We start from the raw sequence: 426 nt of genomic DNA, 5'->3' as shown, positions 1-426 counted from the left end.
TCCTTGCCCTGCGCCTTCGCGAGGTCGTGCGCCTCGCGCACCAGGGGGTAGTTCATGGCCCGCTCGTTGGGGAACACCTGCGTCACGATGACGCCGCGCGCATTGGGCCCCAGGCTCTTGGCGAAGCCCGAGGAGGCATTGTTGGAGAGCGTGACCAGCTGGGCGCCCGAACCCGCGGTCCGGAAGGCCGCATAGCCTTCCGCGGCGGCCACGCCCGACGCGACCATGAGCACGGCCTGGGCCTGGGATTCGACCAGCTTGGGCGCGATGGCGGAGAAGTCGGGCCTGGCCCGGTCGAAGCGTTCCTGCAGCACGGGTTTCAGCTTCGCGGACTCGAAGCCCCTGAGTGCGCCGGCCAGCCCGTCGGTCCCGAAGCTGTCGTCGGTGATCACGAGGGCGATCCGGGTGATGCCCATCGATGCCAGG

1 protein-coding gene is annotated in these 426 nt (G+C 69.7%); it reads right to left on the bottom strand.

Translation table 11 applies throughout. The features are described from left to right. Positions 1-426 (bottom strand): ABC transporter substrate-binding protein (locus tag KDK95_RS39010; protein ID WP_212522663.1); only part of this gene is annotated, 426 nt, incomplete at both ends.

Source organism: Actinospica acidithermotolerans (assembly GCF_018139625.1).
GTDB lineage: Bacteria > Actinomycetota > Actinomycetes > Streptomycetales > Catenulisporaceae > Actinospica > Actinospica acidithermotolerans.
This window is presented reverse-complemented; position numbering and strand designations above follow the sequence as displayed.